Genomic DNA, 26438 nt, shown 5'->3' with positions numbered 1-26438 from the left:
GTGGCAGCCGTCGGGTACCTGTCATACCCGGCCGGGAACCCGCGCGCCCTCCCCTTCCAACCACGCTTTGTCAAGCACGCGCCGCCCCGCTATGACGCGCGGCTTATGCACGTTCACCCCCTGATTACCGACAGCGCGACGCTCGCCAATCTGTGCGCCCGCCTCGCCGATGCGCCCTTCGTGACGGTCGACACCGAATTCATGCGCGAGAGCACCTATTATCCCGAGCTCTGCCTGATCCAGATCGCGGACAGCGAGGAAGCCGCCGCGATCGACCCCAAGGCGCCGGGGCTCGACATGACGCCGCTGCTGGAGCTGCTGACCGAGAATGAGGACGTGCTCAAGGTCTTCCACGCCGGCGGGCAGGACATCGAGATCATCTACAACCTGACCGGCCGCACCCCGCATCCGCTGTTCGACACGCAGGTCGCGGCGATGGCACTCGGCCAGGGTGAACAGATCGGCTACTCGAACCTGGTCGACAGCTGGCTCGGCATCCAGGTCGACAAGGGCGCGCGCTTCACCGACTGGTCCAGGCGCCCGCTCGACGACCGCCAGGTCGATTACGCGATCGGCGACGTGACGCATCTGTCGCGCATCTTCCCGAAGATGCTCGAACGGTTGAAGAAGACCGGGCGCGGTGCCTGGCTCGACCAGGAGATGGAGCGGCTGGCCGATCCCGCCAATTACGCCAACGATCCCGACGTCGCGTGGAAGCGCGTGCGCGTGTCGAGCCGCAAGGCCGACGTGCTCGGCCGGTTGAAGGCGATCGCGCGCTGGCGCGAGCTGGAGGCGCAGGGCAAGGACCTGCCGCGTGGGCGCATCGTCAAGGACGAGACGCTGGGCGACCTCGCCGGCCACCCCCCGCGTCGGCAAGCCGACCTCGCCAAGGTGCGCGGCTTGTCGCAGACCTGGGCCTCGAACGAGATCGGCGCGCGGTTGATGGCGGCGATCGAGCATGCCCGACGGCTTCCGGCCGACGAGATGCCGGCGCGCGACGATCGCAAACCCGGGCTTGGCAAGGATGGCGTGCTGGTTGCCGACCTGCTGAAATTGCTGCTCAAGATCCGCGCGCGCGACATCGACGTGGCGCCGCGGTTGCTCGCGCGCTCGGACGATCTCGAAGCACTCGCGGCCGGGGTGCGCAGCGGTCTGTCGATCCTGGAAGGTTGGCGCTTCGACCAATTCGGCCGTGACGCGCTCGACCTGGTCGAGGGACGCATGGCGTTCGCGGTGACCGGCGGACGGCTGAAGATGACGCGGGCCGAAGCGGAATGATCCGCGGGGGAACGCTGATCGCCGCGGCGGTGCTGGGCGGCTGCGCGCCGCGGAACGCGCCGGTCGCGATCCCGGCGACGGGCGGGTGCAAGGCCGAGCCGGTGCAACATCTTGTTGGGCAGCCGGCCGACGCGGTTGAAGCCGAGGCATTGCGGCTGAGCGGCGCGCGCATCGTCCGCCGCTACGCAACGGACGACATGCTGACGATGGATTACCGCGCCGATCGGCTCAACATCGAAACGGATGCGAGCGGCCGCGTGGTCCGGCTGACCTGCGGCTGATCAACTCCAGCCGGTGATCGTGGCGCCATCGTTGCGCGAGGAGTGACGCCATCTTTCACCTGTTCTTCTCGCTACCCAGCCTGCTCGTCATCGCGCGGTGGTTGCTGCCGCTGTCGATCCCCGGCTGGGTGAAGCTCGTCGGCGTCGTGCTGCTGCTCGCGGCGTCGCAATTCCACCTGTGGAGCCGCTTCTCGTCAGGCTCGGTATTCGCGCCCGAGTTTCCGCGCGCCGCCGTGCTGATCTTCAACTGGGCGTTCGGCGCCATCCTGCTGCTCGCGGTGTTCCAAGTCGCGCTCGACGTGGTCGCGCTGCTCGGCTGGCTGGTCGGGCGCGGCGGCGTTCCCAATGCGGCGCGCTACGCGGCTGCCGGGCTCGCGGGATTGCTCGCGGCTGTCGGCGTGGCGAACGCGGCGCGGGTGCCGCCGGTAAAGGACGTAGCGGTCGCGATCCCCGGACTGCCGCCCGCGTTAGAGGGCTATCGACTGCTGCAATTGACCGACCTGCATCTCAGCCGGCTGTTCACCGCACGCTGGGGGGACGCGGTGGTCGCACGTGCCAACGCGGCGGGGGCGGATGCTATCGTGGTGACGGGTGACTTCATCGATGGCTCGGTCGCGATGCGGCGCGCAGACGTGGCGCCGCTCGCGGATCTGCGCGCGCCGGACGGCGTCTGGGCGGTGCCGGGCAACCACGAATATTTATTCAACTATGCCGAATGGATGCGCCACCTGAGCGGGCTCGGCATCGGCATGATGCCGAACGCCCATGTCGTGCTGCGGCGTGGCGACGCGGCGCTGGTGATCGCGGGCGTGACCGACGCCTCGGCGCGCAGCGCCGGACAGGCGGGCCCCGACCTCACCGCCGCCCTCGCCGGCGCTCCCGCCGGTGCGCCGATCGTGCTGCTCGACCATCAACCCCGCAATGCGCGGGCGGCGGCGACCAAGGGCGTGGCGCTGCAATTGTCGGGGCACACGCACGGCGGGATGATCGCCGGCATGGCGAAGCTGCTGGAGCCTGCGAACGGCGGCTTCGTATCGGGCGCCTACCAAGTCGGCGACATGACGCTGTACGTCAGCAACGGCACCGGGTTGTGGCCGGGCTTCGCGCTCCGGCTGGGGCGCTCATCGGAAATGACGCGCTTCACGCTCCACCGCGCGTGAGCCGATGAACCCGCGCGGGGCCGAACGGTTCTAGCGCGATGATCGGTTCGCTCACCAACGATGATCCCCGCGGGCTTGCGCGCGAAGGAATGGCGCATTTCCTGGGTGACGTGTCCGACGGCCGCATCGCCGTTGCCGGGCATTTCGACGCTGATGGCCTCTCCGCTGTCGCGATCCTGGTGCGCGCGCTCGAGGCGAGCGGGCGCGAGGCCGTGCCCGCGATCGTCGGCAAGGGCGAAACGCCGTGGGAGCCCGCCTTCGCCGATCGCCTGCGCGCGCTCGATCCCGCCGGGCTAATCGTCGCCGATCTCGGCACGCGCGGCGAACCCGTGCTCGCGGGCGTGCCAACGCTGACGATCGACCATCACCGCCCGACCGGCACGCCGCCGGATGGCGTGACGCTGAGCGGACACGGGCTCGATCCCGAACCGACCAGCGCGCTGATCGCCTGGTGGGCCGCCGCCGCGCTCGGTGACCAAGGCGACCTGCAATGGCTCGCGGCACTCGGGCTGATCGGCGACATGGCCGCCGAAGATGCCTTCCCCGAACTGGCCGACGCGCAGAAACGCTGGGGCAAGACCGCGCTGCGCGACGCGACCTCGCTCGTCAACGCGCCCAGGCGAACGGGCGCGGCCGACGCGGCGCCCGCGCTGCGGCTGCTGCTCGCGGCCGATGGCCCCAAGGTCGTCACAAAGGGCGACAGCGACGACGCGCGCGCGCTGGTCGCCGCCAAGGTCGAGGTGCGCGAGGCGGTCGAGGCCGCACGCCGGGTCCCGCCGCGCGTGATCGGCGACGTCGCGCTGATCCTCTTCTCCTCGCCCTGCCAGATCCACCCGCTGATCGCGCAGCAATGGCGCGGGCGGTTGAAGGACAAGGTCGTGATCGCCGCCAATAGCGGCTATCGACGCGGCTGGGTGCATTTTGCCGCGCGATCGGCGGGCGGGCGCGATCTGCTCGCCTTTCTTGCCGAGCATCGGCCCGCGGGTGCCGACGGTCGTTACGGCAACGGCCACGCGCAGGCGACCGGCGGGGCGCTGCCGATCGCTGGGTGGAACGCCTTCGTCGCCGGGCTCGGCTTTCCCGACGCGGTGCTGCCGCTGGACGAGTGACGGCTGGCGTGACGCGAGCCCTTTGCAGCGGCAATCTACGACCATCCGAGCGGTCAGCCTGATTGCCGCGGTTCGGCCGGCGGGTTAATATACGTTGCATCATCGGAGAAGCGTCATGCCGATCACCGTCAATGGATCGCCCGTCCCCCTGCCCAGCGATCCGCGCGTGTCGCTGCTCGACCTGTTGCGAGAACAACTGCACCTTTCCGGCACCAAGAAAGGCTGCAATCAGGGTGCGTGCGGCGCCTGCACCGTGCTGGTCGACGGCGAGCGGATCGTTTCCTGCCTCGCACTCGCGGTCCAATATGACGGACGCGCGGTCACCACGATCGAGGGGCTGGCCGACGCTGACGCGCTCCATCCGCTGCAGGCCGCTTTCGTCGAGCATGACGGGTTCCAGTGCGGTTACTGCACGCCCGGGCAGATCTGTTCCGCGGTGGCGATGGCGGACGAGATCGCGCGCGGCATGCCGAGCCACGTCACCGGCGCGCTCGACGCGGACACGATCGCGCTGACCCGCGATGAGGTACGCGAGCGGATGAGCGGCAATCTGTGCCGCTGCGGCGCGCATAACGGGATCGTCGACGCGATCCTGGAAGTGTACGGCACGAGCGATGCCAAGGTGCTGGAGGCAGCGGAATGACCCCGTTCAGCTTCAATCGCGCGACCGATCAGGGCGAAGCGGTTCAGCTCGCCGCACGTGGCGCGCGCTACCTGGGCGGCGGCACCAACCTGGTCGATCTGATGCGCGAAACGGTTGAGCGCCCGGCGGCGCTGATCGACGTGACCGGGCTGTCGCGCGACATCACCGAAACGCCGGACGGCGGGCTGATGATCGGCGCGGGCACCACCAACAGCGCGCTGGCGGCGCACCCTGGGGTCCGCGCCCGCTATCCGGTGCTTGCGCGCGCGATCCTCGCAGGCGCGAGCGCGCAGATCCGCAACATGGCGACGGTCGGCGGCAATCTGCTCCAGCGGACGCGCTGCACCTATTTCTACGATGTCGAGGGTTCGCGTTGCAACAAGCGGCAACCCGGCCAGGGTTGCGACGCGCATGGCGGGTTCAACCGCATCCACGCGATCTTGGGCGCATCGAATGCCTGCGTCGCGACGCACCCGAGCGACATGTGCGTCGCGCTCGCAGCGCTCGACGCGGTGGTGCATCTGTCCTCGGCAGGCGGCACGCGCACGCTGCCGCTGACCGAGTTGCACCGCCTGCCCGGCGACCAGCCGCAGATCGACACGGTGCTGGAGCCCGGCGAGCTGATCACCGCGGTCGAACTGCCCGCCGCGTCGATCGCCGCGCACTCGACCTATCGCAAGGTCCGCGACCGCGCGAGCTACGCCTTCGCGCTCGTCTCGGTCGCCGCCGCGATCGAGCTGGAAGACGGTCGCATCAGCGACGTGCGCCTCGCGCTCGGCGGCGTCGCGCACAAGCCGTGGCGCGCGTCGCGCGCGGAGGAGATGTTGCGCGGTCAGGTCGCATCGCCCGATGCGTTCCGCGCCGCGGCCGAGGCCGAGCTCGCCGAGGCAGTGCCGCTCAGCGACAACGGCTTCAAGGTCGAGCTCGCGAAACGAACAATGACGGCCGTGCTGGCCGAACTGGCGGGAGTGGACGCATGAAGGTCGTCGAGGACGCCAAGCAGGCGGTACAGGGCGCGGCATCGGCCGTGATGGCGAAGGCGGTTCAGATGGCCCCCGACAGCTGGATGCCGGGCGGCAAGCCCGATCCACTGATCCGCGCGCAGCACGGCCATATCGGCCGCCCGGTCTCGCGCGTCGACGGTCCCGTCAAGGTGCGCGGCGCCGCACCCTATGCGGCCGAATTCCCGCTCGACGGCATGCTCTACGCCAGCCTCGTGTTCAGCACGGTCGCCAAGGGCACGATCAGCGCGCTGGACACCACCGCTGCTGAGGCTGCGCCGGGCGTCGCCCTCGTCATGAGCTACCGCAACGCGCCGCGCATGAAGCCGATGCCGCTGTTCATGACCGCGGAAAAAGCGTGCGGCGGTAACGACCTACCCGTGATGCAGGACGCGAAGGTGTATTGGAACGGCGAACCGGTCGCACTCGTGCTCGCCGAGACGCAGGAACAGGCCGACCACGCCGCCGCGCTGATCCACGTCGCCTACGAGGAGGAGCACGCGGTCACCGCGCTCGCCGAGGCGAAGGCCAAGGGCGTCGAACCCGGCCAGTTCATGGGACAGCCGCTCAAGTTCGAGAACGGCAGCGCCGAGGAAGCGCTGGCGCACGCGGTGCACAAGGTCGACCAGCATTACACCACGCCGCGGCACAGCCATAACGCGATCGAGCTTCACGCGGTCACCGTCGCGTGGGACGGCGATCACCTGCGCGTCCACGATGCGTCGCAGATGGTCGCGCACACTGCCTGGTCGCTCGGCCACGTGTTCGGGATCGACGAGGATCAGGTCCACGTCACCTCGCCGTTCGTCGGCGGCGGTTTCGGCGGCAAGGGGTTGTGGCAACATCAGGTGCTCGCCGCCGCCGCATCGAAACTGGCCGGGCGCCCGGTCCGGCTGATGCTCTCGCGCGAGGGGGTCTATCGCATCGTCGGCGGGCGCACGATCACCGAACAGCGTGTTGCGCTCGGCGCCGATGCGGACGGACGCTTCGACGCGCTGATCCACACCGGCACGACCGCGATGAGCCACCACAATGTGCTGCCCGAGCCGTTCATCCTGCCCGCGCGCAGCGCCTATGCGACCAAGACGATGAAGCTCGACGTCGAGGTCGCCTATCTCGACATGGTCGCCAACACCTTCATGCGCGCGCCCGGTGAGGCGGTCGGCACCTTTGCGCTGGAAAGCGCGATCGACGAACTCGCGCACGACATCGGCCTCGACCCGGTCGAGCTGCGCCTGCGCAACGAGCCTGACAAGGATCCGACGACCGGCGCACCCTTCTCCTCGCGTGAGGTAGAGAAGGCGTTTCGCGACGGGGCCGAACGTTTCGGCTGGTCCAAACGTCAGGCGCCCGGCACGAGGCGCGAGGGCGAATGGTTGATCGGCACCGGTGTCGCGACCGCGACCTACCCCTATTACCGCATGCCCGGCGGCGCGGCGCGGATCACGCTGCGAGCCGACGGTGCCGTGATCGACATCGCCGCGCACGACATGGGAATGGGTACCGCGACCGCGCAGACGCAGGTCGCCGCCGACCGACTCGGCCTGCCGATGGAGCAGGTCGCGTTCAACTACGGTAACAGCACGCTGCCCGGCACCGTCATGGCGGGCGGGTCGCAGCAGACCGCGGCAATCGGCGCGTCGGTCATGGCGGCGCACCGCGCGCTCGTCACCGAATTGCTTAAGCTCGCGGGCAACGACTCGCCGCTCGCCGGGCTCGACGCCGACGCGGTGACCGGCGTGAACGGCGGGCTCGCAAAGATCGACGATCCGTCCGCGCACGAGAGCTATGCCTCCATCCTGTCGCGCGCGCAGCGTGACGAACTGGTGGTCGAGGCCGAGCCGCCCTCCCCGCTCGAGACGACGCACTGGTCGATGCACTCACACGGCGCCATGTTTTGCGAAGTGCGCGTCAATGCGGTGACGGGCGAGCTGCGCGTGTCGCGCTTCCTCGGCTCGTTCGACTGCGGGCGCATCCTCAACCCGAAGACCGCCGCGAGCCAGTTCCGCGGCGGGATCATCATGGGCCTCGGCCTCGCGCTGATGGAGGAAACGCAGTATGACGAGCGCAAGGGGCGGATCATGAACCCCAGCCTCGCCGAATATCACGTGCCCGTGCACATGGACGTGCCCGAGATCGAGGTGATGTGGACCGACGTGCCCGATCCACACGCGCCGATGGGTGCGGGCGGCGTGGGCGAGATCGGCATCACCGGGGTCGCGGCCGCGGTCGCGAACGCGGTGTTCAACGCGACCGGCAAGCGCGTGCGCGACCTGCCGATCACGCTCGACAAGCTGCTGTAAACCCGTCCTCGCCGGGTAATCATCTAAGAAGGTTGTTAACCGAGGCGCGATTAAGGATCGGCGATGACCTCGCCGATCCAGCCCGGGGATACGCACGAGCCAGACCAGACGCTCACCCCGCGGCACATCCTTGACCTGCTCCCCGGGCTCGTGGCCTATTTCGGCCCCGACCTGCGCTACCGCTACGCCAACCAGACCTACGCGCGCTGGCGCGGCATCGCACCCGAGCAGATCGTCGGCCGCTACGTGCGGGAGATCGTCGGCGACCGCAATTATCCCCAGATCGCCGCGCAACTGCACCGCGCGATGCAGGGCGAAGAGGTCACCTACGAATACCACATCTTCGACCACGATCATCGGCGTCGCGTCCAGGGCAGCTACATGCCCGACCGCGACGCCGAGGGTCGCGTGCTCGGCGTCATCGTGCTGGTCACGCAGATCAGCAACCGCGACGACCTCCAGCTCGAGATCGCCCGCAGCGAGGCGATGTTCGCCGAAGCGTTCGAGAATGCGCCGGCGGGCAAGACGATCGTCGACACCGAGGGGCGCATCGTGCGCGCCAATGCGAAATTCGCGGCGATGGTCGGGCGACCGGCCGTGGAGCTGATCGGGGTCAGCATCGTCGAGCTGACGCACCCCGACGATATCGAGCTCGACCTGCGGCAGCTGCGCGAAACGCTGCTGGGCAAGCGCGTTGGCTACAACATGGAAAAGCGCTTCCTGCGCCGCGACGGAACGCTTGTTTACGCCAAGCTGGAAGTGTCGGCGGTGCGTGACGACCAGGGCCGCGTCACCCGCTTTTTCGGCCATGTCGAGGACATCACGCAGCAGCGCGAGGCCGAGCGTCGCCTGCTGGAGGTGAATGCGCGGCTGTCGCTCATCACCGCGGCGGTGCGCGGCGGATCGTGGCACATGGACATCGCAAGCGGTGCGTTCGAGACGTCGGAGCAACTCGCCCAGTTCGTCGCCGGGCCTGGCACCGGACCGTACGACCTACAGGAATTCAGCGCACACATCCTGCCCGAGGATCGCGCCAACGCCGACCTGCAGGAGCTGATCGAGGGCAAGCGCGACCGCTCCTCGGTCGAATACCGCCTGCAGACGCACAGCGGCGTGCATTGGATGCGCTGCGACCGTCGGCTGCTGCGCGACGAGGACGGTCGTCCGGAGCGACTGGTCGGCGTGACGATCGACCTGACCGAGGAACACGAACGGCGCATCCGGGCCGAGGTGCAGGCGACGACCGATCCGCTCACCGGTTTGTTGAACCGCCGCGGGCTGGAAAGCCGCCTGCGCGCACTGCCGGGCGATCTCGCCTGCGGAGTAATGCTGGTCGACCTGGACGGGTTCAAACAGGTCAACGACCACCTAGGCCATGAGGCGGGCGACGCGATCCTGGTCGAAACCGCAATTCGCCTGCGCGGCGCGGTGCGCCACGACGATCTGGTTGCGCGGCTGGGCGGCGACGAGTTCGCCGTGGTGCTGGTCGGCGCGGACGTGACCAAGCTGGCGTTCCTCGCCGAACGCACCGTCACCGCTTTGCAGGGGCGGTACGAGGCGTGCGGTGACAGCGAATTGCGCGTCGGCGCCAGTCCGGGCGCGACCTGGTCGGCCTCGCCGCTGGTGACCGAGCGCGCGGTGATGGCGCGCGCCGACCGCGCGCTGTACGAGGCGAAGGCGGCCGGGCGCGGAACCTGGCGGATGGCGGCCTGAGCCGGCCGCTCAGGCGACCTTGGCCCGCAAGCGCAGCCGCAGGATCGCGTCGCTGCTCGCCATGAACAGCGTTCGCCCGTCCTCGCCGAACGCGCAATTGGCGATCGGCTTGCCACGCGCGATCAACCCGAGCTTGCGCCCATCGGGCGCCAGCACGTAAAGCCCGCCGGGCGCGCTCGCGAACAGATGCCCGCTGCGCGCGACCTTCATGCCATCGGGCAGGCCGGGCAACCCGCGCCTGAACTCGGGCGTGAAGTCGACCAATTGCCGGCCCTGCACGACCGATCCGTCACGCGCCAGATCAAAGACGCGGATTTCGGGCGCGGACTCGTCGGAGCAGCCGACGTATAATCGATCTTGCGTCGGTGAAAGCGCGATACCGTTCGGCCGCTTGAGGCTGCCGTCGAGCAACTCCACCGCGCCGCCGGGGCGCAGGCGATAAACACCGTTGAACGCCAGCTCTTTCAGGGGCGAGGAATCCCCTTCCGCGAGGCCATAGGGCGGGTCGGTGAAGTAGATCGTGCCCTCGCGCGCGATCGTCACGTCGTTGCAGCTGTTGAAGCGTTTGCCGCGGTATCGATCGGCCAGGATCGTCTTGCGCTTCGTCGCCAGGTCGACCCGCGCGATTGCGCGCGTGCCCGAATCCGCCATCACCAGCGCGCCCGACGCGTCGATCGCCAACCCGTTCGCGCCCGCCTCGCGGATGCCGGCGGGGATCGGACCGTTGAGCCCGGAGGGTTGGAGGAACGGTTGCGCGCCCTCGCGCGCGGTCCAGCGGTGTACCGTGTTGGCGGGCACGTCGGAGAACAGCAGATAACCACCCTCCTTGACCCACACCGGGCCTTCCGCCCATTGATACCCGCGCGCGATCAGCTCGATCGGCGCGGATGGATCGAGCAAGCGGTCGAGCGCGGGATCGAAGCGCGTGATCGTACCCGCCGAGGGCATGCGGCCGCCGGGTCGCGCGATCGCCGCGAAGCCGACCGCCGCATTGGCGATCGCCGCCGCGCCGCCGATCATCGCCGCGCGGCGCGTCATTCCCGCCATCGCCCGGTCGTCCACGCTCATACCACCTCCACCAGTGTCGCGATCGATGCCGCGGGTACGGTCCCTTCGCCCGCGGCGACGCTGAAGCGTCCGCGCTGCCGGATGTCGGCCGACGAGCTGCCCACCATCACCTCGATTGCGCCCGCCTCGATCACCCATTTGCCTGCCTTCCACAACGCCACTTGCGCGTGATCGAGCGTGAAGCGCACCGTTCGCTGCTCACCCGGCGCGAGCGCGACGCGGCCGAACCCGCGCAGCTCGGCGATCGGGCGTGCTACCGAAGCGACCGGATCGCGCACGTAGAGCTGAACGACCTCGTCCGCTTTCACGCTGCCGTCGTTGGTGACGGCAACGCTGATCACCGCCGCATCGCTGCGCTGCTCGATCGTCAGCGGCGAGTAGCGGAAGCGCGCGTAGCTCAGGCCGTGACCGAACGCGAACAGCGGCCCGATGGCGCCGTCGTGATAGCGCGCGCTGTCGACCGCCAGGTCGGGGTTTGCCGGTCGCCCGGTCGGCACGTGCGCGTAGCTCATGGGCAATTGCCCGGTCGTGCGCGGCATTTCGATCGGCAATCGGCCCGCGGGCGACACCTTGCCCCACAATACATCGGCGATCGCCGGACCGCTCTCGATCCCCAGGAACCAGGTCTGGAGAACCGCCGGGATATTGGTAAGCGCGCGCTCCAGCGCCAATGGTCGGCCGCCCATCAGGATGGCGACGATCGGCTTGCCGGCCGCGCGGACTGCATCGATCAGCGCCTGCTGCGCCCCCGGCAGCGCGATGTCCGAGCGGCTGCGCGCCTCACCCGTCATGTCGTAATCCTCACCGATCGCGAGCAACACGACATCGGCGCTTGCAGCGACGCGTGCGGCGGCGGGGTCGGTGCCGGGATCGAACGTCGCTTGCGGCAGCGCGCGGCGCAGCGTCACCGCATCCTCTGTCTGCCCGCGCGCGCGCCACGATCCGAGCGCGGAGGACGCGTCATCAGCCAGAGCACCGATCAGCGCGATCCGCGCGGCGGGCTTGAGCGGCAGCACGGCGCCCTCGTTGCGCAGCAGCACGATCGAGCGCGTCGCCAGCTCACGTGCCGTTCCGCGCGCGAGCGGTGCTTTCTCGCGCGCCGCGTCGCCGAAGCGGTATGGATCGTCGAACAAGCCCAGCCGCGCCTTCGTCGTCAGGATGCGCGTCACCGCCTGGTCGATCAGGGGGACGAGTGACGCGTCCGCCGTGACGGCGGTCGCCAGATGATCGGCGTAGGTGCTGCTCGCCATGTCCATGTCGACGCCCGCGCGCAGCGCCAGCGCGGCGGCCTCGGCCGGGGTCGCGGCCACGCCGTGGTTGATCAACTCGGGAATCGCATTCCAGTCGCTGACGACCAGCCCCTGATAGCCCCAGCGTCCGCGCAATTCGCCGCCCACCAGCGCCTCGTTCGCGGTCATCGGCACGCCCGCAACGTCGTTGAACGCGGTCATGAAGCTGCCAGAGCCCGCGCGCATCGCGGCGTGGAACGGCGGCAGATAGACCTCGTGCAGCGTCCGCTCGGACACGTCGGCACTGTCGTAATCGCGCCCGCCTGCGACCGCGCCATAGCCGACGAAATGCTTGCTGCACGACAGCACGCGACCCTTGGCCGGCGGCTCACCCGCGCGTCGCACCGGCCCCTCCAGCCCGCGGACCTGCGCTTCCGCCATGCGGCTGCTGAGATACGCGTCCTCGCCCGCCCCCTCGACCACGCGGCCCCAGCGCGGATCGCGCGCGACGTCGACCATCGGCGTGAAGGTCCAGTGCAGCCCGGCCGCCCACGCTTCTTCCGCCATCAGCGCGGCGGCCCGTTCCATCATCGCCGGATCCCAGCCCGCGGCGAGCGCGAGCGGCACCGGCAGCGTGGTGCGATACCCGTGGATCACGTCCATCGCGAACAGCAATGGGATGCCGAGCCGCGATTCCTCAACCGCGATCTTTTGCAATCGCCTGAGCGGCTCGGCCCCGGCGACGTGGAGGAACGAGCCCATCTCGCCGCGGCGCACCCGGTCGAGCATGCCGGCGTCGAGCCGCGAATTGAGCGCTTTCTGCCGCCCGCCCGCGATCTGGTTCATCTGCCCGATCTTCTCGGCCAGCGTCATGCGCGACAACAGATCGCGGATGCGCGCGCCGTGGTCACGCGTGTCGCGCGCGGTCGCGACCGGCGCCCAGGCGGAGGCCGCGAGCAGGGCGCTTGCTTTCATCACGTCGCGGCGCCCCATCCGCACGCCTGTTCCCACCTCAATCACGCGCGCACCCCTTCAACCGCTTTCGCCCGGGCAGATAGCGCGCGCGTGTGCTCGTCGCGACCGGACCTTGGTCGTAGAAGCAGCGCCCGCCAGCCCACGCCGATTGCGACCTTGGTCCCGCTTCCGCGTTGATGCCCCGCCGCCTAGAGCCGCGGCGATCGATGCAACGAAGGAGCAGCACCGCGTGACCCGGAACCGTGACGAGGCAGAGGCGCCGCTCGCCATCATCGTCATGGGGGTCAGCGGATCGGGCAAGTCGACGCTTGGTGCCCTCCTCGCGCGCGTGCTCGACTGCCCGTTCCTCGAAGGCGACGATTTCCACGATGCCGCCGCGGTCGCGAAGATGCGCGCCGGCCACCCGCTCACCGATGCCGATCGCTGGCCGTGGCTCGACCGGCTGGGTCACGCGCTCGGCGACGCCGCGCGATCGAGCGGACGCGCGGTCGCGACATGCTCGGCGCTTCGGCGACGCTACCGCGACCGCTTGACCGCGGCGGCGGGCGGGCGCGTCCGCTTCGTGCTGCTCGACAACGAACGCGACGAGCTGCTCCACCGGCTCGAACACCGGCAGGCGCATTACATGCCGCCCAGCCTGCTCGACAGCCAGCTCGACACGCTGGAGCGCCCCGCGCCCGATGAGCCGGTGCTGGCGCTCGATTCGCACCACAGCCCGCCCGAACTCTGCCGCGCCGCGGTGTCGTGGCTGGAAGACGCCTAAGGCATCAACCGTTTGCGCCCTTCCGACAGATGCCAGCGCATCGCGAGCGCGGCACTGTCGGCGTCCTGCGCGCGGATCGCATCGACGATCGTCTCATGCTCACGCATCATCGCGCCGATCACCTCGGGCGGGCGTGAGCGCGAAATATCGACGCCCGCGCGCATCACCTTCTCCACCTCGGCGACCAGCGCGTCGAATGCCGCGGCGAAGGCCGGATTGGCGGTCGCCGCGACGATGCGGCGGTGCAACTCCATGTCCTCGTCGTGCGCGGGCGCGTCCGACAGCAATGCCGTGCGCAACGCCTCCAGCGCCTCGTCGATCGCCGCCATCTCCTCGCCCGAACGTCGCACCGCGGCGAGCCGCGCCGCCTCGGCTTCCAGCACGAAGCGTACCTCGTAGGTGCCGAGTGTCGCGGGTAGTTCGGCCACCGGCATGAACGCGAGCATGCGGTCGGACGGGCGGCTCTTCACGAACGAGCCCGCCCCGCGCCGCGGCTCGGTGATGCCGTCCGACGCCAGCCGCGCCAGTGCCTCGCGCACGATCGTGCGCGACATGCCGAACATCTCCGCCAACCGCGCTTCCGACGGCAGCCGGTCGCCGACGCTCAGGTCGTCCGCGTTGATGATCTCGACGATCGCGGTATAGGCGCGATCCGTCAGCCGTTCCTGACCCAATGCCGGCCCTCCCCTGTTCGCGATCAGAATAGCGCGCTCGCCGCCAACACCAAGAGCAGGCCAACGACCGAAATCACGGTTTCCAGCGCCGACCATGTGCGAAACGTGCCCGCGGTATCGGTGCCGAGATAGCCGCGCACCAGCCAGAAGCCGGGATCGTTGACGTGGCTGAAGAACACTGATCCAGCGCCGATCGCCAGCACGATCCACTCGGGCGCAGCGCCGCTCGCCGCGACCACGCCCGGCATCACCCCCGCGGTGGTGATCGTCGCCACCGTCGCCGAACCGGTCGCCAGCCGGATGCACACCGCCACGCCCCAGGCGAGCAGGACCGGCGACAGCGCGGCGCCCGCTGCGGCGCGCACCAACAGGTCGGACAGGCCGGCGGTGACCAGCACCTGCTTGAGCGCGCCGCCCGCGCCGATCGCGAGCAGGATCGCACCCGCGGGCGCCATCGTCTCGGCCCAGATCGCCGCCTGGACGGGTGCACGCAGCGCCTCGCGCCCGAACAGCAGCGGCAGCGCGGCGAGGCACGCGATCAGCAGCGCCAGCACCGGATTGCTCGCCGCCGCCAGCCACCCGGTGACCGCCGCATCGCGTGGCAGCAGCACCGCGAGCTGCCCCGCCGCGATCAGCGCCACCGGCAGCAGCACGACCGCCAGCGCGCGCGCGATCGGCGGTGCCTGCACCGCGGCTCGTGCGGGCGCGAGCGTCGGCGGTGACAGCGCGATACCGTGGGTGGTCACGCGCGCGAGCAGCGGACCCGCGATCACCGCGGTCGGCACCGCGACCAGCACGCCGTAGAGGATCGTGCGCCCGAGGTCGGCGCCGAGCGCCTCGACCGCCAGGAGCGGCCCTGGGTGGGGCGGCACCAACGCATGGACGACCGACAAGCCGGTGATCGCCGACAGCATCAGCCGCAGTTTGGCGGCGTCACCCGCGCCCGGCAGCGCGGCCGCTGCCGCCGCGACGATCGGCAGCAGCAGCACCAATCCCGTCTCGAAGAACAGCGGCAGTCCGATGATCAGCGCGGTGGCGAGCGCGGCCCAGGGTGCACCCCTCGACCCCGACCAGCGCAGCGCCGCCCGCGCGATACTTCCTGCGCCATCCGACAATTGCAGCATCGCACCGAGCGCCAGGCCCAGCGCGACTACCAATCCGGTGCCGCCCAGGATGTCGCCCGCACCCTTCTGCACCGCTTTCGCGGTATCGGCGACCGACAGGCCGGCCAACGTCCCGACCACGAATGCGCCGCACAGCAACCCGATGAACGGGTGGAACCGTGCCTTGACGATCAGCACGACCGACAGCGCGATCCCTGCCAGCGCGGCAGCGAGCAGGTGCACGTCCGCCGCGATCACGACGCCTCGCTCACCTCGGCTCGTGCAGCATCACGGTTCACCAACGCACCCTCCCCTAATGGCCGCTCGTGCGGCCATATTGCTGACATCTGTACGACAGGTCGGCGCGTGAGCAAGCCGAAACAGCCGCAAATTGAGCTCTGATACGACCAACACTCTTGAACTTGTCGTACCACTTGCGCTAGCAATGACTCACAACGAGTTCGCGCGAGACGAGGCGCGGGCCACGGCCGATCGGCCGGTTCAAGGGAGGTAGGCGGATGAACGGTCAGCAAGCGCAGGACACGGGCAACACGGTGGTGACCTTCGCGCCGCCCGCTTCGGCTCGGCTGACCCCGACCCAGCTCAAGGTATTGAACGGCGTCCGCTCGGGCCTGCTCAACAAGCAGATCGCCTACGACCTCGGCATCGCCGAGGCGACCGTCAAGGCGCACATGACCGCCTTGATGCGCAAGCTGAACGTACGCAATCGTACGCAGGTCGCGATGGCAGCGCAGGCGATGGGTTACGATCAACGGCTCGCCGGCTAGGCGCACCGCGTTCGTCGCTGTCGCGCGTCAGAACGACCGCGGCATGCCGAGCACGTGCTCGCCGACGTAGGACAGGATCATGTTCGCGCTGATCGGCGCGACCTGGTACAACCGCGTTTCGCGGAACTTGCGCTCGACATCATATTCCGCCGCGAATCCGAACCCGCCGAACGTCTGCATGCACGCGTTCGCCGCCTTCCATGACGCGTCAGCCGCCAGATGCTTGGCCATGTTGGCCTCCGCACCGCATGGCTCGCCAGCGTCGAACAGGCGGCACGCCTCGTAGCGCATCAGGTCGGCGGCGCGGACCTCCATATACGCCTGCGCGATCGGGAACTGCACGCCCTGGTTGCGCCCAATCGGCCGGTCGAACACGACCCGCTCCGATCCGTATCGCGCCGCGCGTTCGATGAACCAGTAACCGTCACCGATACACTCGGCCGCGATCAGCGCGCGCTCGGCGTTCAACCCGTCGAGAATGTAGCGGAAGCCTCGCCCTTCCTCGCCGATCAGTGCGTCGGCAGGCAGCGCCAGCCCGTCGAAGAACAGCTCGTTGGTTTCGTGATTGACCATGTTGCGGATCGGCCGGACCTCCAGCCCGCGACCGATCGCGGCATGCAGATCGACTAGGAACAGCGACAAACCATCGGTCTTGCGCCCCTCGCCCACCGGGGCGGTACGTGCGAGCAGGATCATCAGGTCGGAATGTTGGACGCGGCTGGTCCACACCTTCTGCCCGGTCACGACATAATGGTCGCCGCGCCGCTCGGCACGCGTCGTCAGTGCGGTGGTGTTGCTGCCGGTCGTCGGCTCGGTCACCGCCATCGATTGCAGCCGCAACCGTCCGGCGGCGATGTCGGGCAGAAAGCGGCGCTTCTGCTCGGGCAGTCCGTGCCGCAGCAGCGTGTTCATGTTGTACATCTGCCCGTGGCAGGCACCCGAATTGCCGCCGGCGCGATTGATCTCCTCCATGATGATCGACGCTTCGGTGAGGCCGAGCCCGGCGCCGCCATATTCTTCGGGGATCAGCGCCGCCATCCATCCGGCGCGCGTCAGCGCCTCGACGAACGCCGCCGGGTAATCGCGCGCTTCGTCGATCTCGCGGAAATACGCGTCGCCGAACTCACGCACCAACGCGCGCACCGCGTCGCGGATTTCGGGAAAGTCGGACCGGGCAGCGGGGATGTCCATGCGCGCGAGTGTGTCCGCGCCCACCCGGCCTGGCAAGCGCGCCTAGCCTTCCGCCGGCGCACCCGCCAGTGCTGCGACGACGCACACCAGCCCGACCAGCACGAACCCGATCCGCGCCGCCATGCTGCCCGCCCCGGTGCGGAACGACACCCACAAGGCGAGCAGCGCCTGCATCGCGTAGAACAACGCGAACGCGCGCGACGACAGCGCGATGACCGAGAAGGGATCGGTCAACCACACCACCGCGATCGACAGCGCGCTTGCCGCGATAAAGGCATTGCGCACGCTCAGCTTGCGCCGTGACACCTCGACCAGCAGACCGCCCGACCCGATCGAATCGGCGATCGCCGCGCTTAACTGGCTCGACACCGCGCCGACCAGCACGAAGACGCCCATGATCGGGGCGACCAGTTCCATGATGTCGAGGATACCCGCCACACCCTCCGCCTCGCGCGCCTGGGTCAGAAACGGCGTCAGCAGCGCCAGGAACGCGAGATAGATCGCCGAGGACAGCCACTGCGCGTAGCGCATCGTCCGCACTCGTGTCGCCTGATCGTAATGGTCACCCATGTAGCGCGAAGTCTCGAACCCCTGCACCGTGATCAGCAATCCCAGCAGCAGCGGGATGCCCGACCATTTGACCTCCGCGGGCGGCAGGACCAGCGGCGGACCGTCGCGACCGATCCACCACGATGCCAGCGCCGCGAGCATCCCGCCGATGATGCCGAGCTTCACCGAAACGCTGGCGTGCGCGGCATGCTCGATCTTGCGGATGTCGCCGGAGAAGGTCAGCGCGGTCAGCGCCAGGATGATCAACGTGACCAGCGCGTTGGCGACCAGGCCATGCCACGCCTCGGGCACTGCCAGCGGCTTCATCGTGAACTCGGCCAGCAGCTTCAGGTAATAAGCGACCGACACGGCGTAAGCGATCGCCAGCATCACCTGCGCCGCGCGCATCGCCCAGGCCATCGGATCATTCAGCGCCAGTTTGGGCGCGATATTCTCGACATGGACGATGTTGAACCGCACCACCGCGCCGACCGCGTAGGCGATCGCGAGCAGCGCCGCCATCGCCAGGATCGCGGCCGAGCCGAACTCGCGCGCCAGCAGCGGCCCGCAGATCAGAAAGCCCGAGCCGATGATCGACGCGAGTGGGGTCACCGTCGCACGCCACGCCTCGCCGCGGGCGAACCGCCCGAAACTTAAGTACGCGGCCACCCCTGCCGCGATCAGCACCGCCATGATCGTGATCAACATCCGTCCCTCCCCAACCGCGAACCGGTCGGCCGGCTGGATGGTTCCGACGACTTGTACTCACGGTCCTGCCGACGCAGTGAAGGGGCATGACCAACCGCATCCCAGCCTTGAGCGCCTCGTGAGCGATCCCGCGGCACGACCGGCCGCCCTGCCCGGCCGCGACTGGATGTCGCATCAGACGTGGTGGCGCGAACGACTGGTGGCATCGGTCGATCACGAGAAGGTGGTCGAGCGGATCGTGGAAGAGAGCGGTTGGTCGGGCCGCTACGCCTTCATGGTCATGATGTCCGCGGGCATCGCGGTCCTGGGCCTTCTGCTATCGTCGCCCGCCGTCGTGATCGGCGCGATGCTGATCTCGCCGCTGATGAGCCCGATCTTGGGCCTCGGGTTCAGCCTTGCCCTGTTCGACTTCGCCGAGATGCGGCGCGCGCTGACCGCGCTCGCGATCGGCGCGGGCGCGGCGGTCGCGTTCACCGCGCTGATCGTCGTCGCCTCGCCGCTCAAGGCACCGACCGCCGAAATCCTGGCGCGTACCCGCCCCAATCTGTTCGACCTGCTCGTCGCGTTGTTCGCCGCGCTGGCGGGCACGTTCGCGATCATCCGCGGGCGCGGCGAAACGATCGTCGGCGTCGCGATCGCGACCGCGCTGATGCCACCGCTGGCAGTAGTCGGCTACGGCGTCGCGACGTGGAACATGCCCGTGCTCGGTGGCTCGCTCGCGCTGTTCGTCACCAACTTCCTGACCATCGCTCTGTCCGCCACGATCATGGCGCGCGTCTATGGCTTCGGTCACCATCTATCGGAGCGGCAGAGCTGGACGCAGACCGCGCTGCTGCTGCTCGTCTTCGTCGTTATGGCGGTGCCGCTCGGAATCGCGCTCAGCCAGATCGCGCGTGAAACGGTCGCGGCGAGCCAGGTGCGCTCGATCCTGAGCGACCGCTTCGGCGCCAACGCGCGCGTTACGCAACTCGAGCTCAGTTTCGACCGCGATCCGGTCGCGATCCGCTCGGTCGTGATCGCCCCGCGCGCCGGCGCGCAGGACAGCCGCAAGCTCGAAGCCGAAATCGCCAGGCGATTGAACCGTCCGGTGCGGTTGCAGCTCGACCAAGTCCTGCTCGATCCCTCGGCGGGCGCGATCGACGCGCAGCGTGCCGAACTGCGCCAGGCGTCCGACATCGCTGCGGCCGAGGACGCGGCGGCGGCCACGATCGCCAAGCTGGTGTCGCTCGCCGCCGGTGTACCCGTCGACGCGGTGACGCTCGACCGCGAGCATCGTCGTGCAACCGCGGTGGCCGGCACGCTGCCGGGCGCCACGCCCGACACCTATCGTGCACTGGAGGCGCGCGCCGCCGCGGAGGCCGACGGGTGGGAGGTCGCGATCATCCCGCCGCTGCAATCGCTGCCGTTGATCAGGTTCGCGACCGGTGCCGATCAGCTCGACGACGACGCGCGCGAGGCGGTGCTGCTGTCGGCATGGGAGGCGCGACGCTGGAACATCCCCGGCCTGCTCGTTCCCGGGCTGCCCGATGCGGCAACCGCACCCGAGCGCCCGACGCTGCCGCAACGTCGCGCGCTCGCGATCGCGGCGCTGCTGCGCGAACGCGGCGTTCGTCCGCTGCCCGCACCACCCGCCGGACAGGCATTCACGCTACGCGGCGCATCGTGACCCGCACTACCAGTTGCGATAACGAATGCCGCCGTCGCCGATGACCTCGATCGCGGCGTCGTAAAGCGCCGACAAGGTATCGGTGGTGAAGACGGTGCGCGTTGGCCCCGAGGCGAGCACACGCCCGTCCTTCAACGCGACGACGTCATCGGCGATACGTCGCGCCAGATCGAGGTCGTGCAGCGCGATAACGACCGTGCAGCCGCCGTCGCTCAACGCGCGCAGCCGGCGCCCGACCTCCACCGCGTGACGCGGATCGAGCCCCGCGGTCGGCTCGTCGACGATCAGCAGCTCGGGCTCACCGACGGTCGCGCGCGCCATCATCACGCGCGCGAGTTCGCCCCCCGACAGCTCGGTCGCGGGCCGCGCCGCCAGATCGGCGAGGTCGAAGCGTGCCAGCGCGTCGGCCACGCGCGCGCGCATCGTGGCCGGCAGGTCGCCGAACGCTGGCAAGCTGGGCGTGAGGCCGAGTGCCACGACGCGTTCGACGCTGATCGGCCACTCGACAACCGCGCGTTGCGGCAGGTACGCGCGCCGCTGCGCCAGCACACGCCGCGGCATCGCGGCGAGCTGGGTGTCTCCCAACCTGACCTGCCCCGTACTCGGTTGCAACAATCCCGTCGCGACGCTGAGCAGCGTGCTCTTGCCCGCGCCATTGGGGCCGATCACCGCCGCCAGCCGCCCTGCCTGGAACGTCACGTCGACGCCGTCCAGCACCCGCCGGTCACCGCGCACCACGCCGACTTGATCTAGGATCAGGTTGCTCATGGCGTCCGCCTCCGCAGGTGGAGCACCAGCCACAGGAAGAAGGGCGTACCGATCAGGCTGGTGAACACACCGATGTTGAGCGGCGTGCCGTTGAAGACCAACGTGCGCGAGGCGACGTCGGCGAGGGTGACGAGCAGCGCACCCGCGAGAGCCGCGGGCGCCAGCACGCGGCTGGGCTGATGCCCGACGAGCGGCCGCACCAGATGCGGCGCGATCAACCCGACGAACCCGATCGACCCCGCCACCGCGGTTGAGGCACCGACCGCGAGCGCCGTCCCCGCGAGTGCCAGGACGCGCGTCCGCGCGACATGCGTGCCCAGGCTCTCGGCCTGCGCTTCGCCCAAGGTCAGCGCGTCGAGCGCGGGCGCGGTCGCGTACAGCAACGCGCAGCCCGGCAGCACGAACGGCAGTGACAGCGCGACGTGATCCCAGCTGCGATCCGCCAGCGTCCCCATCAGCCACGCCATGATCTCGTAATTGGCGAACGGATCGGGCGCGAGATTGAGCGCCAACATCGTCACCGCCGATGCGATGCTGCTGATCGCGACCCCGGTCAGGATCAGCGACAGATTGCCGCCGCGCCGCGCGAGCAACAAGGCGATCAGTGCGGTTCCGAATGCGCCGGCGAGCGCGAACATCGGCGTCGCCAGCGCGAAGCCGGTCGCGAACTCGAAATAGATCGCGATCACCGCTCCCAGTGATCCGCCCGCGGTGATGCCGAGCAGGCCCGGCTCGGCCAACGGATTACGGGTCAGCCCTTGGAGCACCGCTCCCGACAGCCCAAGGCTCGCGCCGATCGCGAGCGCGAGCACCAGCCGCGGCATGCGTATCTGCGCCACGATCAGTCCGGGCAGATCGACCCGCCCGGTGGTGAGCGACGCGAGAACACGCGCGGGCGACAGCCACACCGTACCCGCGAGCAGCGAAACGGTACATGCCCCCAACAACAGGACGAGCAGCAGCGGGATCAGCCAGCGGCTCATGGTCGGTAGCCCGGTACGACCGGAGCGGTCGGCAATCCCTGTGCGACCGCGCGCAATTCGTCGCGCAGCCGCCGCGCACCTTCCGCCGCGAACGGCGTACCGCAGCCGAACCACGCCTGACGCAGCGCGATCGTGCGCCGCTCGCCCCAGAAGCGCCGCACCACGGGATGCCGCTCGAACTCAGCGCGGCGGCCGGGTGCACGGTCCGCTGCGCTGCCCTTGATCAGCACGTCGGGCGCGGCCTGCAACAGCACCTCGGCGTCCGCCCGACGGTAGCTCTTGGCGGGCGGTCGGCTCGCGACATTCACCGCGCCGGCTGCGACTAGCACCTCGTTGAACAACGTGCCCTCGCTCGCCCCGAAGCCACCGCCGTCCCACGCCGCCACACGCAGCGGCGGCGCGGGATCGCCCCCGAGCTCGGCCAGTTGCGCGTCCATCCGCGCGATTAGCGCTTCGCCGCGCGCGACCTCGCCGACCGCGCGCGCGACCTGCCGCGTCGCGGCCCGGATGGCCTCGAAGCTCGCGGCATGCGGCACCTCCACCACCGGGTATCCCAGCCGGTGAAGCATCGCGCGCGTCGCGGGCGTGCTTGTCGCCCCGGTTATGACCAGGTCGGGGCGCTGGTACACCACGTCCTCCGCGCTGCCGTGGTTGATCGGAACGCGGGCCGCCGCCGCCGTCAGCAACGAACCCGAGGGATCGCGCGCCAGCCACGTCACCGACGCGATTCGAGCGGGCGGCAGCAGCGCCAGCACCAGTTGGTCGGTGCACAGGTTCGTGCTCATCACGCGCATCGGCCTGGCGGTCGCGCGCGGCGCTGCCTCGCCGCCGCCACTACAAGCAGCGAGCGGCAGCGCTAGCGCGACCGGCCAGCGCATTAGAACCGCGCCCTCACCCCGCCGATCGCACTGCGGCCGGGCGATGCGAAGCTGAACACGTCCTCGTAATGCTCGTCCAGCAGATTGTCGACGCGGCCGAACAGCGTCAGCCCGTCGGTGAGTTTGTATTCCGCGTTCAGGTTCATCAGCACGTACTCGCGCAGCGACACGCGTACCGGCACGTAGCTCGGATCGGTGTAGGCGAGGTCATCCTGCCGCCCGTTGTAGCGCAGCGTCAGCGTGCCCGAGAAGCGCTGGTCGTCGCTGAACACGGTCGCGTTGACGCTGCCGATATGATGCGGGCGACGCACTTCGTTGACCCCGTTCTCGGTCGCATCGAGCCACGTGTAGGCGAGGTCGAACTTGATCTGCGGGATCGGTCGCGCGCTGGCGAACGCCTCGATGCCGTGCTGCTTCGACCGCGTGTCGCGGTTGGCGGGCGTCGCGATGAAGTCGGGCGCGGGATAGGTGGTGTAGATCTCGTTCTCGAGCTTGCTGTCGAAATAGGTCGCGCCGACCGTCGCCTTGCCGCGCGCGATGTCCCAGTCCGCACCCGCTTCCCAGCCCTTCGACTTTTCCGGCTTCAGGTTGGCGTTGCCGATGTAGCGGCCGTCCGAATAGCCGAACAATTCGTAATAGGTCGGGTTCTTGACCCCCGTCCCGTACGCACCGCGTACGCGCAGCCCGATCGGCAGACGGTAGCCTGCCTGCAGCCGGTATGTCGTCGCGTCGTCGAAGCGGTTGTTCTGATCCTGCCGGATGCTCGCGCCCGCCGACAGTGCATCATCGACGGTCAGCTCATATTGACCGACGAACCCCCAGTTCTCGGTCGAGCGGCGGCCGCGGAACACGAAGTCCGACGGCGTCGTGTTCTCGAACTCCTCGCGCTCGAAATCCACCGCGCCCGTCAGGCGATTGACGACGCGCTCGCTCCCGAAACGGAAGCTCGTCTCGTATGTGCCCTTGTAGCGCCGCCCCTTGTCGCCGGACGTACGCACGTCGGCTTCGTAGCCCTTGCGGTTGGTGTCGGCGAACTGACCCGTCAGCGCGTTGTTCCAGCGCCCGTCGGCGAGCGACAGATCGGCGCGCATCAGCCCGTAAAAGGCGTTCTGACGATAAAAGGTGCCGGGCGAGTCGATCGTGTAACCGAACAGCGGGCTGGTCGAATCATTGTCCGAATTGTTGGTGTCTGCGTCGACGTAGCCGTAGCGTCCCACGCCCGTCAGCTTGAACACGGGGGACGGCGTCCACGTCACCTTGGCGGTCGCGTTCACCAGCGTCGAGCCGACGTCGCGCGATCCGACCCGCGCGGTCGGATAGCCGTCGGTGTGATAGGCCGACGCCGAGGCGACATAATCGAGCGTGTCGGAATAGCCGCCCAACCGCGCGCCGCCGCTCGCGGTCCCGAACGACCCGCCCTCCGCGCGCAGCGACACGCCGGGCAATTCGCGCCCGGTCAGCGTGATGTACTGGATCACGCCGCCGATCGCGTCGGAGCCGTAGAGCGACGATTGCTGCCCGCGCAGCACCTCGATCTTCGCGGCTTCGTCCGCCAGCAGCGTGCCAAAATCGAACTCGCCCAGATACGGGTCGGACGCCTTGATCCCGTCGACCAGCACCAGCACGTGGTTGCTCTCGCTGCCGCGCACGCGCACCTGCGTCAGCCCGCCGACAGCACCCGCGCGGCTGACCGCCAGCCCGGGCACGTCGCGCAGCACGTCCGAGACGATGCGCGTCTGGCGTTCGGCCAGATCGGCGTTGGTCAGCAGCGTGACGGACGCCGGCAGGTTCTTCACCTCCACCGCGTCGCCCGAACGCGAGGCGGTGACGACGATGTCATTCCCTGCCGCATCCTTGGTCGGCAACGTCGGATCGCTCTGCGCCCAGGCGGGCGTGGCGGCGACCAGCGCCAGAAGCGAGACTGATTTCGCGATATTCTTCATATTTCTTCCCTCACGCGTCGCGACGAACCGCGTGGCTGGGGCTGTCCGCCGGAGACCAGCGGACGCGCGCGCGACGGGGCGGCCGGCGGACGCTCGCCCTCCGACCCGTCACGCCGCTCGCGGCCCCGGACCGCACGGCAGGACACCCGGCAAGCACACGCCTGCCGAGGTCCGGACTGTCGCTCTGACGGAGGTTCTCCGTGCCCTGGCCATCCCCTGGACCCGAGCAATGAGCGACGCGCGTCGGCAGGTCTCCTGGCTCGCGGGTCATCGCTCGATACGCGCCTTCCCAGGTTGCCCCAGTGGCTGCGACGGCATCGGTGCCGCCGCGTGCGCATCTCGCTCGCCGCTCACAGTTGCAGGGACAGCTGCGGTTTCGGACGCCGTTCGCGCCCGTTCCGCATTCCCGTTTCAGCCCCTCTCGGGGCACCGTCGCGATCTGTCTGGGGCGGGCGAACCCGCCGTCGACGCGCCGCCCCTAGCCGAGCGCGCGCGCGTCGCAAAGCCCTTTCGCTCGGGCAAGCATCACGCCCACGCGCGGCCGTCGCACCGCGCCGAACTATACGCCAGCTATACGCGAAAGGCCGCAATCGCTCTCGAATTACTACGCGAGATGGGCCTAATCGGCTGCCCCTGAGGATGCGTCGATCGTCGACGCGTGCTCGTCCTAGTAAGGGGGCAAGACATGAGGTTCATCGGTAGGTTCGCGGCGGCGTCGCTGCTCGCACTACCCGTCGCCGCGCACGCGCAGACCGAAGCGGTCGGGCACGCGGACGCCGCCGCACCGACCGCGTCCGTCGCCCCGGCCGCACCGCCACAGCCGATCACGGTCAGCGGCTCGGTCGCCATCATGTCCGACTATCGCTTTCGCGGCGTGTCGCAGTCCGATCGTCAGATGGCGGTTCAAGGCGGCATCACCGTCGCACACGACAGCGGTCTGTACGTCGGCACCTGGGCGTCGAACCTGGCCGGTTGGGGCACGTTCGGCGGCGCCAACATGGAGCTCGACCTGATCGGCGGCTACAAGGCGAAGCTCGCCGACGATGCCACGCTCGATGTCGGGTTGACGTGGTACATGTATCCTGGCGGCGCGGACAAGACCGACTTCGCGGAAGGCTATGCCAAGCTGACCGGCACCGCCGGCCCTGCCACGCTGACCGCGGGCGCGGCCTACGCGCCCAGGCAGCAGGCGATCGGCAAATGGTACAACACCGGTGCCGACGCGGCTGGGGGCATCTACAATCATCCGGGCGCGAAGGACGACAATCTCTATCTCTGGGGCGACGGTGCGCTGGCGCTCGCTGGCACGCCCGTCACCGCACGCGCGCACGTCGGCCATAGCTGGGGTCAGGACGGCCTGGGCCCGAACGCGACCGCGGTTTCGCCCACCGGCAGCTACTGGGACTGGTCGCTCGGCGCCGACGCGACATGGAAGAACCTGACGCTCGGCGTCAGCTACGTCGACACCGACATCTCGAACCGCGATGCCGCTTATCTGCGTCCCAGCTTCAGCAAGGGCCAGGACGGCTCGGGCAACATCGCCAACGGCACGCTGCTCGTGGCGCTGACCGCCGCGTTCTGAGGATTCGTCCCATGCTTGATCTTTTGTGGATCGCCATTGTCCTCGGGCTGCTCGCGGCGACGCTCGCCTACGCCCGCCTGTG

At 69.2% G+C, this 26438-nt stretch carries 22 protein-coding genes and 1 riboswitch; of the genes, 12 read left to right on the top strand and 10 right to left on the bottom strand.

What is annotated here, in order from left to right:
* Window positions 1-105 precede the first annotated feature (105 nt).
* The 8 genes from rnd to Q0579_RS16055 all read left to right on the top strand — a co-directional run bounded on the left by rnd (window position 106) and on the right by Q0579_RS16055 (window position 9488).
* Window positions 106-1278, top strand: a complete 1173-nt coding sequence (gene rnd / locus Q0579_RS16090) for a ribonuclease D (RefSeq protein ID WP_298814207.1) — start codon at window positions 106-108, stop codon at window positions 1276-1278.
* Entirely contained in the window at window positions 1275-1559 is a 285-nt protein-coding gene (locus tag Q0579_RS16085) for an I78 family peptidase inhibitor (RefSeq protein WP_298814205.1), read from the top strand. The genes rnd and Q0579_RS16085 overlap by 4 nt, the downstream gene beginning before the upstream one ends.
* A 101-nt stretch (window positions 1560-1660) precedes the next feature.
* A complete protein-coding gene (locus Q0579_RS16080) occupies window positions 1661-2719 on the top strand; it encodes a metallophosphoesterase (protein ID WP_298814202.1) in 1059 nt (352 codons plus the stop codon).
* A gap of 38 nt (window positions 2720-2757) precedes the next feature.
* Window positions 2758-3828: a phosphoesterase gene (locus Q0579_RS16075; RefSeq protein ID WP_298814200.1), complete on the top strand. Its 1071-nt coding sequence runs from the start codon at window positions 2758-2760 to the stop codon at window positions 3826-3828.
* A gap of 115 nt (window positions 3829-3943) precedes the next feature.
* Complete coding sequence (locus Q0579_RS16070) at window positions 3944-4471, top strand: 2Fe-2S iron-sulfur cluster-binding protein (RefSeq protein WP_298814198.1); 528 nt, start codon at window positions 3944-3946, stop codon at window positions 4469-4471.
* Entirely contained in the window at window positions 4468-5451 is a 984-nt protein-coding gene (locus tag Q0579_RS16065) for a xanthine dehydrogenase family protein subunit M (protein WP_298814196.1), read from the top strand. The genes Q0579_RS16070 and Q0579_RS16065 overlap by 4 nt, the downstream gene beginning before the upstream one ends.
* Window positions 5448-7775 (top strand): xanthine dehydrogenase family protein molybdopterin-binding subunit, encoded by a 2328-nt coding sequence (locus tag Q0579_RS16060; protein WP_298814194.1) that lies wholly within the window; start codon window positions 5448-5450, stop codon window positions 7773-7775. The genes Q0579_RS16065 and Q0579_RS16060 overlap by 4 nt, the downstream gene beginning before the upstream one ends.
* 63 nt (window positions 7776-7838) lie before the next feature.
* Window positions 7839-9488 carry a GGDEF and EAL domain-containing protein gene (locus Q0579_RS16055; protein ID WP_298814192.1) on the top strand — a complete coding sequence of 550 codons (1650 nt, stop codon included), beginning with the start codon at window positions 7839-7841 and terminating at the stop codon, window positions 9486-9488.
* A gap of 9 nt (window positions 9489-9497) precedes the next feature.
* Here Q0579_RS16055 and Q0579_RS16050 read toward each other — a convergent pair whose 3' ends face one another.
* A complete protein-coding gene (locus Q0579_RS16050; RefSeq protein WP_298814190.1) occupies window positions 9498-10556 on the bottom strand; it encodes an SMP-30/gluconolactonase/LRE family protein in 1059 nt (352 codons plus the stop codon).
* On the bottom strand, window positions 10553-12805 hold the full coding sequence (locus Q0579_RS16045; RefSeq protein WP_298814188.1) for a glycoside hydrolase family 3 N-terminal domain-containing protein: 2253 nt from the start codon (window positions 12803-12805) through the stop codon (window positions 10553-10555). Before Q0579_RS16045 ends, Q0579_RS16050 begins: the two co-directional genes overlap by 4 nt.
* Window positions 12806-13037: 232 nt before the next feature.
* On the opposite strand from Q0579_RS16045, the gene Q0579_RS16040 reads away from it, so the two are divergent.
* Window positions 13038-13523, top strand: coding sequence for a gluconokinase (locus tag Q0579_RS16040; protein WP_298814555.1), 486 nt, complete (start codon window positions 13038-13040; stop codon window positions 13521-13523).
* Here Q0579_RS16040 and Q0579_RS16035 read toward each other — a convergent pair.
* Together Q0579_RS16035 and Q0579_RS16030 are read right to left on the bottom strand one after the other, a co-directional pair.
* Window positions 13520-14197: an FCD domain-containing protein gene (locus Q0579_RS16035; RefSeq protein WP_298814186.1), complete on the bottom strand. Its 678-nt coding sequence runs from the start codon at window positions 14195-14197 to the stop codon at window positions 13520-13522. The two genes, Q0579_RS16040 and Q0579_RS16035, sit on opposite strands and share 4 nt — an antisense overlap.
* 23 nt (window positions 14198-14220) lie before the next feature.
* The gene (locus Q0579_RS16030) at window positions 14221-15558 is read right to left on the bottom strand and encodes a gluconate:H+ symporter (protein ID WP_298814184.1); all 1338 of its coding nucleotides are present in this window, start codon (window positions 15556-15558) and stop codon (window positions 14221-14223) included.
* Window positions 15559-15818: 260 nt separating this feature from the next.
* On the opposite strand from Q0579_RS16030, the gene Q0579_RS16025 reads away from it, so the two are divergent.
* A complete protein-coding gene (locus tag Q0579_RS16025; protein WP_298814182.1) occupies window positions 15819-16088 on the top strand; it encodes a LuxR C-terminal-related transcriptional regulator in 270 nt (89 codons plus the stop codon).
* A gap of 27 nt (window positions 16089-16115) precedes the next feature.
* On the opposite strand, the gene Q0579_RS16020 is transcribed toward Q0579_RS16025, so the two are convergent.
* Both Q0579_RS16020 and Q0579_RS16015 read right to left on the bottom strand, forming a co-directional pair.
* Window positions 16116-17279: an acyl-CoA dehydrogenase family protein gene (locus Q0579_RS16020; protein ID WP_298814550.1), complete on the bottom strand. Its 1164-nt coding sequence runs from the start codon at window positions 17277-17279 to the stop codon at window positions 16116-16118.
* Window positions 17280-17321: 42 nt separating this feature from the next.
* Window positions 17322-18536 (bottom strand): hypothetical protein, encoded by a 1215-nt coding sequence (locus tag Q0579_RS16015; RefSeq protein ID WP_298814181.1) that lies wholly within the window; start codon window positions 18534-18536, stop codon window positions 17322-17324.
* Between the two features lie 166 nt (window positions 18537-18702).
* On the opposite strand from Q0579_RS16015, the gene Q0579_RS16010 reads away from it, so the two are divergent.
* Window positions 18703-20202: a DUF389 domain-containing protein gene (locus tag Q0579_RS16010; protein ID WP_298814548.1), complete on the top strand. Its 1500-nt coding sequence runs from the start codon at window positions 18703-18705 to the stop codon at window positions 20200-20202.
* 6 nt (window positions 20203-20208) lie between these two features.
* Here the strand turns inward: Q0579_RS16010 and Q0579_RS16005 are convergent, their stop codons facing one another.
* From Q0579_RS16005 to Q0579_RS15990, 4 genes are read right to left on the bottom strand one after another with little or no spacing between them, the layout of a single operon-like run.
* Window positions 20209-20970 carry an ABC transporter ATP-binding protein gene (locus tag Q0579_RS16005; protein ID WP_298814180.1) on the bottom strand — a complete coding sequence of 254 codons (762 nt, stop codon included), beginning with the start codon at window positions 20968-20970 and terminating at the stop codon, window positions 20209-20211.
* Window positions 20967-21953: an iron ABC transporter permease gene (locus tag Q0579_RS16000; protein ID WP_298814179.1), complete on the bottom strand. Its 987-nt coding sequence runs from the start codon at window positions 21951-21953 to the stop codon at window positions 20967-20969. Before Q0579_RS16000 ends, Q0579_RS16005 begins: the two co-directional genes overlap by 4 nt.
* A complete protein-coding gene (locus Q0579_RS15995) occupies window positions 21950-22831 on the bottom strand; it encodes an ABC transporter substrate-binding protein (protein ID WP_298814178.1) in 882 nt (293 codons plus the stop codon). Before Q0579_RS15995 ends, Q0579_RS16000 begins: the two co-directional genes overlap by 4 nt.
* Window positions 22831-24774, bottom strand: coding sequence for a TonB-dependent receptor (locus Q0579_RS15990; protein WP_298814175.1), 1944 nt, complete (start codon window positions 24772-24774; stop codon window positions 22831-22833). The genes Q0579_RS15995 and Q0579_RS15990 overlap by 1 nt, the downstream gene beginning before the upstream one ends.
* Window positions 24775-25001: 227 nt before the next feature.
* Window positions 25002-25223: riboswitch (cobalamin riboswitch) on the bottom strand.
* Between the two features lie 236 nt (window positions 25224-25459).
* On the opposite strand from Q0579_RS15990, the gene Q0579_RS15985 reads away from it, so the two are divergent.
* Window positions 25460-26356, top strand: coding sequence for a TorF family putative porin (locus Q0579_RS15985; protein WP_298814173.1), 897 nt, complete (start codon window positions 25460-25462; stop codon window positions 26354-26356).
* The last annotated feature ends 82 nt before the right edge of the window (window positions 26357-26438 follow it).

Source organism: uncultured Sphingomonas sp. (assembly GCF_936927845.1).
Lineage (GTDB): Bacteria > Pseudomonadota > Alphaproteobacteria > Sphingomonadales > Sphingomonadaceae > Sphingomonas.
The sequence above is the reverse complement of the archived record's forward strand: the minus strand, read 5'-3'. Positions and strand labels throughout refer to the sequence as shown.